An 8,335-nucleotide genomic window follows, 5' to 3' on the forward strand; every position below is an offset into this window, starting at 1 on the left:
CGGATAAACAATAAGTCTTTAAGCAAAATAACGCTTGAATATCAAGAGCCAACCATAAAAAAACAGTAATATCAAAAGCGCTCAAACTAAAAAAATATTGACACTTATTGTTATCTGGTGTTTTCTATAAATACATTTTGACTTTATTTATATCTTACTAAACACATGAATTTTAATGCAGCTCTTCAAATCATCAACTGGTGGTGGCACTTCCTCAATCGCGGGTAGTGTAATGCTGTGCATGCAAAATAAATAAAGCAAACAGAGTAAGACACATAAAACCCGCAACATGCGGGTTTTTTTATGCTTCAAATTTGATAACTAGGTGCTAGAAATGAAAAGTAAGCTTCAATTTTCGGCGGTAAATAATAAGATCAGCTATCAAACCGATCCATTGAGTTTATATCAATTGGTTACCCAGAATTGTAGCCATTCTATGTTGTTAGAATCTGCCGAAATAGACAGTAAAGCTCATCTTAAAAGTCTTATCATGACGGATGCAGCAATGATGATTCGTTGCGATCACCAAAACTTAACTTTTGTAGCGCTGACTATAAATGGACAACACTTACTCCCACAAATTGCGCTTAAATTTGAAAACCTTGAACACCAATTAACTGGTAATAGTTTGACAATCACACTTGAACCAAGCCACGATGTTTTAGATGAGGACCAAAAATTATTAAGTCAATCTCCATTAGATGGGCTTCGTGCCATTCTTAGCCTTGACGAAAAAACGTCTGAGCACCAATCGATTTTTCTTGGCGGTGTCTTTTCTTTCGATTTTATCGCTTGCATCGAGTCTTTGCCTAAAGTGAAGCAAGGAGATAACCAAACACCTGACTATGTGTTCTATCTGGCAGAACAACTTATCACTTTAGACCACACCCAAAAGAAAGCCAGTTTAACGACCTATTCATTTAGTTTTGATGAATCAAATACTGCGAAATTAGCCGATCGTTCACAGCAAATTACACACTTAGCAAAAATGCCACCAGTGGCTTTATCAGCAGCAAGTGTTGATGCTGAACCCAGAGTAAATATGTGCGACGAAACATTTAAAGCTCATGTTTCTGAACTTAAGCAACACATCATTGAAGGCGATATTTTTCAAATTGTTCCTTCTCGTAGTTTTAGCTTGCCTTGCCCTAATACGCTGGGAGCATACAGTACGCTGAAACAAACGAACCCAAGCCCATATATGTTCTATTTCCGTGGCGAAGACTTCACTTTATTTGGTGCTTCTCCTGAGAGCGCCCTTAAATATGAAGCAGACTCAAATCAAGTTGAAATCTACCCCATTGCCGGAACAAGAAAGCGCGGTAAAGACGAGCACGGCGATATTGATGCCGATTTAGACTGCCGAATAGAGCTTGAGTTAAGGCTAGATAAAAAAGAGTTGGCGGAACATCTAATGCTAGTCGATTTAGGACGTAATGATATTGCCCGAATCAGCCAAGCTGGAACACGAAAGGTTCCTGAATTACTTAAAGTTGATCGCTATTCACATGTCATGCATTTGGTCAGTCGAGTTACAGGTCAACTTCAACCTCATCTAGACGCCCTTCATGCTTACCAAGCTTGCATGAATATGGGTACGTTAACCGGTGCCCCCAAAATTAAAGCCAGCCAATTAATCAGACAAGTTGAAGGCCAGCGCCGAGGCAGTTACGGAGGCGCAGTGGGTTATATCAATTCTCAGGGCGATATGGACACTTGTATCGTGATCCGCTCAGCTTATGTAAAAGACAATGTAGCCCACGTCCAAGCAGGAGCTGGAGTGGTGTTCGATTCTGATCCTCAAGCCGAAGCCGATGAAACCCGTCAAAAAGCCCAAGCCGTAATTTCAGCCATCCAACTTGGAGGTGGACTATGAACATTTACCTATTAGATAACTTTGATTCATTCACCTACAACTTAGTTGATCAATTTCGTAGCTTAGGTCATCAGGTATACATTTATCGCAATGATTTAAATGCTGAATATCTCGCTGAAAAAATTCTGGCCGATAATGATGCTGTTCTGGTTTTATCTCCCGGCCCAGGTGCACCAAAAAATGCAGGCTGTATGATGAAGCTTATCGAATTGGTTTCTGGCCAATTACCTATTCTAGGGATCTGCTTAGGTCATCAAGCCCTAGTAGAGCACTACGGAGGTAAGGTAGATAAAGCACCACAAACCATTCATGGTAAAGCCAGCCCTATCAATCACACAATGCATAAAGTGTTTGGTGAGTTGCCTTCACTTCTACCGGTTGCTCGATACCACAGTTTAGTGGCAACCCAAGTTCCAAGTAGTCTTGAAGTGATTGCCTATACCGAAAGTTTGCCAATGGCTATTGCTCATAAACAGCATCCCGTTCTCGGGTTTCAATTTCACCCCGAATCAATTTTAACGACTCGTGGTAGTGAGCTATTAATTCAATCATTAACTTATTTAAGCACTTTTTCAGGAGAATAAAATGAACGACAACCAAGCATTATTTCAAAAAGTGTTTAATGGACATTCTTTAACTCGCGAGCAAATGAAATGTGTCTTTGATGACATCATCACCAATCAAGTAGATGACATACAACTAGCGAGTTTACTCACAGCGATGAAAGTACGCGGCGAAACCGTTGAAGAAATTTGTGGTGCGGCCGACGCTTCGCTTTCTCATGCAAAAGAGTTTAATCGCAGCAATGTCGCAAATATTGTTGATATTGTTGGAACTGGCGGGGATGGCTTTAATACCATCAATATATCTACCACCGCAGCATTTGTGGCTGCAGCGGCTGGAGCAAATGTAGCAAAACACGGCAATAAAGGTGTATCAAGTAAATCAGGCTCATCGGATGTTTTATCCCAATTAGGCGTTGATGTAACTGTATCACCAGAAGTTGCTAGCCAGTTATTAGAGAAAACAGGGATCAGTTTCTTGTTTGCTCCTACTTATCATAGCGGTTTTAAACATGCCGCCACTGTTCGCAAAGAACTAAAAACACGAACCATTTTTAATTTACTCGGCCCATTAGTTAACCCAGCCAGACCTGATGCTATTTTGCTTGGCGTTTATGATGAGTTATTAGTCGAACCTATTGCAACGGTACTGCTAAACCTTGGTGTAAAACGTGCGATGGTGGTTCATGGTTGCGGCTTAGACGAAGTTGCAGTGCATGGAGAGACTCTGGTGTGTGAACTCAAAGATAGGCAACTCTCAACGTCTTTACTCACGCCTAACTCTTTAGGAGTCGATAAGTACCAAGTAAAAGAATTACAAGGTGGAACGCCAGCTGAAAACGCTCAAATCAGTCGCCAAATTTTATCTGGTCAAGGTAAGCCAGCTCATATTGCAGCCGTTGCTGCTAATGCTGGCTGTGCGATCTACCTTAGTGGACTCGTCAATTCACCAAAAGAAGGCGTACGATGCGCATTACACATTTTGAATACAGATACAGGCTATAAAAAGTTAGCTCTGCTTATTGCAGGTTTGGAGAAGTAAGAATGTCTACGATTTTACAAAAAATTGTTGCGACTAAGGCTGAACATATTGAACAACTAAAAGTTCGATACCCTGAAGAACAATTACAGCCAAAAATTTCACTTAAAAGCTTATATGACACCTTAAAAGAAGAGCCAACCAGTTTTATTTTTGAATGTAAAAAAGCAAGTCCCTCTAAAGGGTTGATCCGTGAAGATTTTCACCTTGGAGAAATCTGTAGCATTTACCGTCGTTATGCCAACGCAATTTCTGTACTTACCGATGAACAATTTTTTCAAGGTAGCTTTGAAAACTTAGCCATAGTGAGAAAACTGGTTAACCAACCTATTTTATGCAAAGACTTTATTGTTGATAGTTATCAAATTAGATTGGCAGCTCATCATGGTGCCGATGCAATTTTGTTAATGCTATCAGTTTTAGATGATGAGCAATATCAAGCTCTAGCTACCATAGCCAAACAATACCAACTGGATATTCTAACCGAAGTCTCCAATGAAGATGAGCTTCAGCGTGCAATTGACTTTGATGCTGCAATCATTGGCATCAATAACCGTAACCTTCGTGATCTTTCTACTGATATAGACACAACAAGGCAACTCGCTCCTCTCATTGGTCAGGATAGAGTAATTATTAGTGAGTCTGGCATTTACACTAACCAGCAAGTTAAACAACTCGCTCCATTAGTTAATGGATTTTTAGTTGGAAGTTCATTGATGGCTGAAAATGATTTAGACCTTGCATGTCGTCAACTCGTTTATGGCAATAACAAAGTCTGTGGGATCACCAGTATCGAAGACAGCTCAGCAGCGGCCAACGCTGGTGCTACACATATCGGTTTTATCTTTACGCCAAAATCTCCACGTTATGTTTCACCTGAGACTGCGGCTAATATTACTGATCACCATCGCCACGCCCAACGAGGGCTCAATTTTGTGGGTGTGTTTGTTGATCAAAGCATTGATGATATCGTTTCTCTAAGCCAAAGGCTTGGTTTACATTCTGTGCAGCTTCACGGAAAGGAATCAACCGATTTTATCCAGCAGCTTAAAGCTCGATTTACCATTTCAGGATTATCGACAAAAGTCACTAAAGCTGTCGCAGTCGATGAAAACAGCCAAGTTCATTTTGTAGCTAACAATTCGGATAGACTGCTGTTAGACACCAAAAACCAAGATCAATTTGGCGGTACGGGCAATGCGTTTGATTGGGGCCTGCCAATTGAAAACAAAGCAAGTGCTTGGCTAGCTGGGGGACTTTCACCTGAAAATGCCACCGAAGCAATGAAACAAGGGTTTTACGGCTTAGATTTTAATTCTGGTTTAGAAGTATCAGCAGGCATTAAAGATACAGCAAAGATCCAACACGTTTTTACTCTTTTAAGAAATTATTAAGGCATAAATCACCATGACGACATTTAAATTAAATCCCTATTTCGGTGAGTTTGGTGGCGCATTTGTTCCACAGACTTTAATGCCTGCCTTGCAGCAACTAGAACAAGCGTTTATTGATGCTCAATCTGATCCTGAATTTCAACAAGAGTTTCTTTCATTACTCAAGGATTACGCTGGCCGCCCAACAGCACTAACCTTAACACGCAATTTTAGCCCCAACCCTAAAGTCAAAATCTATCTAAAACGAGAAGACTTACTTCACGGTGGAGCCCACAAAACTAATCAGGTACTAGGCCAAGCATTACTGGCTAAACGTATGGGTAAAAAAGAAATTATTGCTGAGACTGGTGCTGGTCAACATGGTGTAGCAACAGCCCTAGCCTGTGCCTTACTAGGTTTAAAGTGTAAAGTTTATATGGGTGCAAAAGATGTGGAACGTCAATCGCCTAACGTATTTCGCATGAAATTAATGGGTGCAGAAGTCATCCCAGTAACCGCTGGTGCTGCCACGTTAAAAGATGCCTGTAACGAAGCTATGCGTGACTGGACAGGCAATTACGATAAAGCCCATTACTTACTCGGCACCGCTGCTGGCCCTCACCCTTATCCGACCATCGTTCGGGAATTTCAAAAAATGATCGGCGAAGAAACCAAGCAACAAATTTTAGAAAAAGAAGGTACATTACCTGATGCAGTGATTGCTTGTATCGGTGGTGGCTCAAATGCTATTGGCCTTTTCGCTGACTTCATCAAAGAAAAAGACGTAGCATTAATTGGCGTAGAGCCTGCTGGAAAAGGCATCGACACATCTATGCATGGCGCACCGCTGGTTCATGGAAGAACGGGAATATTCTTTGGTATGAAATCTCCACTTATGCAAGATGAACATGGTCAAGTTGAAGAGTCTTATTCGGTTTCAGCGGGATTAGACTTTCCATCGGTAGGTCCACAACATGCGGAACTTCATGCTTCGGGACGTGGCACTTATGTGTCAGCCACCGATGACGAAGCTTTAAAAGCATTCCAATTATTAGCAAAATCAGAAGGTATTATTCCCGCGCTAGAATCATCACATGCTTTAGCTCATGCCTATAAAATGGCACAACAAGCGACTGAAGATACCTTACTGGTTGTGAACTTATCAGGCCGAGGAGATAAAGATATCTTTTCTGTATCAAAACTTCTTGAAAATCAAACATCAATCCTTGAGGAATAACACATGAGCCAAACTCGATACCAAAAAGTCTTTGAGGATTTAAAAGCGAAACAACAAGGTGCCTTCGTTCCTTTTGTTACCATAGGCGATCCGAATTTAGAACAGTCATATAAGATCATTCAAACTCTAATTGAATCGGGTGCTGATGCGCTTGAGCTTGGGCTACCCTTTTCTGATCCACTCGCTGATGGGCCAGTCATTCAAGCCGCGAACATTCGCGCTTTAAACTCTGATGTCACCCCCACAGCTTGTTTTGAGCTGCTTGCTAAAGTAAGGCAAAATTACCCAGACACTCCTATCGGCTTATTAACCTATGCCAATTTGGTCTATAGCAATGGTATTGAGAACTTTTATACCAACTGCCAACAAGCTGGAGTTGATTCAGTGTTAATCGCCGATGTACCCGTTGAAGAATCTGCAGAGTTTAGAGAGATTGCCAAAGCTCATGATATTGCACCAATCTTTATAGCTCCTCCAAATGCTAATGATGATTTACTCAAACAAGTCAGTGAATTAGGTGAAGGTTATACCTATTTATTATCTCGTGCGGGCGTAACAGGCACAGAAACTCAAGCAGGAATGCCAATCGAGCACATTTTATCTAGCCTTAAACGACATAACGCACCACCAGCTATTTTAGGGTTTGGCATATCAACACCAGAGCAAGTCAGTCAAGCGATTAATTCTGGTGCGGAAGGTGCGATTTCTGGTTCAGCCGTGGTCAAAATCATTGAAGCTAATTTGAAAGATAACAACAAGATGTTGACTAAATTAGGTAACTTCATCAAAAGCATGAAAGTTGCAACGTATTAACTTACTTTCATTTTGATTTGCCCTATTTCAAGCTGTAGCAAATCAGAAAGTTTCTACTAGCTTCTTCATTGAAAGGTGTTGAAGCGACCATCCTTCTCTTTGTTTCACTTCCCAGACACTCTTGTGATAAAGAGTCGTTTCTGACTAAAAGCTATTGTTCTGTATATTAATTTTTGTTTCAAATATTGAGAAATTTATCAAATAACTATAATTATAAGATTATTGCTATATTTTTGGTGCCAAATATGTCAGTGCCTTCTCCTAACAATTCCCTTCCAGATCTTAATACTGCTTTTGCTGAAACATCTAAAGATGTAATACACGAAAGTGAAGGAATAGTTAACTCTTCTGGTAAATATGAGAATAAATGGCACTTCGTAGACCCAACACGAAAAGCCCCAAATAACATTAAATCATTTGATGTTCGAAGAGTCAGAGGAGAATGTTTTCATGTTGTTGACGCCAGAAGCACTTATCAAAAAATTGTTTTCTTTTTTAAATCGCTTTTTGCCACAGCTTCATCTCCAACAGTAGTAGCCAGAACAGAGGATGCTCGATTATTCGAAGCTAAATTAAATTCACGTTATGCCATATCATTAGCTTGCAACCCACCTAAGGTGTTAGATGAGCTACAACTAGGAGAGCAACTCCCTCCAGTAAGGATAACGGTCTATAAGACTAAAACAACGATCTCTATGAATGGACAATTAATCCCAATAGGTGAACTGGTTGAAGAAGTTGATTCAAATAATCCCAAAAACAGACTTACCTATCATACTCGAGAACAAACTGCTTTTTTAGCTTGGGTCAAGCAAGTGAAATATAAACTTAACGGCTCTACACTAAATCGGTTAACCAAATGTGAAGCAATTTCAAAAAGACGCTGGAACTTACAAACGGTTAATGGGCTGATTGCAAGCGCCTCCAAAAGATCCGACTCTATCTACCCAGAAGAGGCTGTTTGCTTGCTTGAACTTCATAAATTGATAATTAATGACTATAAAGAAGGCACTAAGATAAGGCTTAAAATAGTACAAGAGCCTAGAATGAAAGCCTCCATACTTAATGATAACTTCATTCAGCAACTAGCAAGAAATCCTCGCATTAGCCCCCATCTTAAAACAGAGACAACAGAACAAAACAAAGAAGCTGTTCTGAAAGCTCAATTAAAATGGATTTTAAGTGATAAAGATAGAGCGCTGTCTCCTAATCTCATTATTTACCTTAAAGAAGCACATAGTATGTATTTTCGTCAGAATAAATTGCTTTAGCTATACATTTAATAACTCAAGTTTCGGAGTTCAAACCCAACAATAAAAATCGTTTATCATGTTGATATTTAAAGAAAAGGTAAGGGTTTGCGTGTTATAATCTTGTTGCTTAGACAAAAACTAAAACACACAAACCCTTAGATAAATATTGACATGAAATCAC

At 40.0% G+C, this 8,335-nt stretch carries 7 protein-coding genes; all 7 read left to right on the forward strand.

Going from position 1 to position 8,335, the window contains the following annotated elements:
• Positions 1-334 precede the first annotated feature (334 nt).
• Positions 335-1,876 (forward strand): anthranilate synthase component 1, encoded by a 1,542-nt coding sequence (locus tag D5018_RS03645; protein ID WP_121837622.1) that lies wholly within the window; start codon positions 335-337, stop codon positions 1,874-1,876.
• Positions 1,873-2,460 (forward strand): aminodeoxychorismate/anthranilate synthase component II, encoded by a 588-nt coding sequence (locus tag D5018_RS03650; protein WP_121837623.1) that lies wholly within the window; start codon positions 1,873-1,875, stop codon positions 2,458-2,460. Before D5018_RS03645 ends, D5018_RS03650 begins: the two co-directional genes overlap by 4 nt.
• A 1-nt stretch (position 2,461) precedes the next feature.
• Positions 2,462-3,481: an anthranilate phosphoribosyltransferase gene (gene trpD / locus D5018_RS03655; protein ID WP_121837624.1), complete on the forward strand. Its 1,020-nt coding sequence runs from the start codon at positions 2,462-2,464 to the stop codon at positions 3,479-3,481.
• 2 nt (positions 3,482-3,483) lie between these two features.
• The gene (gene trpCF / locus D5018_RS03660) at positions 3,484-4,872 is read left to right on the forward strand and encodes a bifunctional indole-3-glycerol-phosphate synthase TrpC/phosphoribosylanthranilate isomerase TrpF (RefSeq protein ID WP_121837625.1); all 1,389 of its coding nucleotides are present in this window, start codon (positions 3,484-3,486) and stop codon (positions 4,870-4,872) included.
• 13 nt (positions 4,873-4,885) lie between these two features.
• Entirely contained in the window at positions 4,886-6,088 is a 1,203-nt protein-coding gene (trpB, locus tag D5018_RS03665; RefSeq protein ID WP_121837626.1) for a tryptophan synthase subunit beta, read from the forward strand.
• Positions 6,089-6,091: 3 nt separating this feature from the next.
• Entirely contained in the window at positions 6,092-6,901 is an 810-nt protein-coding gene (gene trpA / locus D5018_RS03670; RefSeq protein ID WP_121837627.1) for a tryptophan synthase subunit alpha, read from the forward strand.
• A 185-nt stretch (positions 6,902-7,086) separates the two neighbouring features.
• Positions 7,087-8,172 carry a hypothetical protein gene (locus D5018_RS03675; RefSeq protein ID WP_133309228.1) on the forward strand — a complete coding sequence of 362 codons (1,086 nt, stop codon included), beginning with the start codon at positions 7,087-7,089 and terminating at the stop codon, positions 8,170-8,172.
• The last annotated feature ends 163 nt before the right edge of the window (positions 8,173-8,335 follow it).

It is taken from the genome of Parashewanella curva (assembly GCF_003675895.1).
Lineage (GTDB): Bacteria > Pseudomonadota > Gammaproteobacteria > Enterobacterales > Shewanellaceae > Parashewanella > Parashewanella curva.

Bases quoted from the DNA above. Each gene is read 5' to 3' on its own strand.
- D5018_RS03645 (WP_121837622.1), top strand. From the start codon at position 335: ATGAAAAGTAAGCTTCAATTTTCGGCGGTAAATAATAAGATCAGCTAT.
- trpCF (WP_121837625.1), top strand. From the start codon at position 3,484: ATGTCTACGATTTTACAAAAAATTGTTGCGACTAAGGCTGAACATATT.
- D5018_RS03650 (WP_121837623.1), top strand. From the start codon at position 1,873: ATGAACATTTACCTATTAGATAACTTTGATTCATTCACCTACAACTTA.
- trpA (WP_121837627.1), top strand. From the start codon at position 6,092: ATGAGCCAAACTCGATACCAAAAAGTCTTTGAGGATTTAAAAGCGAAA.
- trpB (WP_121837626.1), top strand. From the start codon at position 4,886: ATGACGACATTTAAATTAAATCCCTATTTCGGTGAGTTTGGTGGCGCA.
- trpD (WP_121837624.1), top strand. From the start codon at position 2,462: ATGAACGACAACCAAGCATTATTTCAAAAAGTGTTTAATGGACATTCT.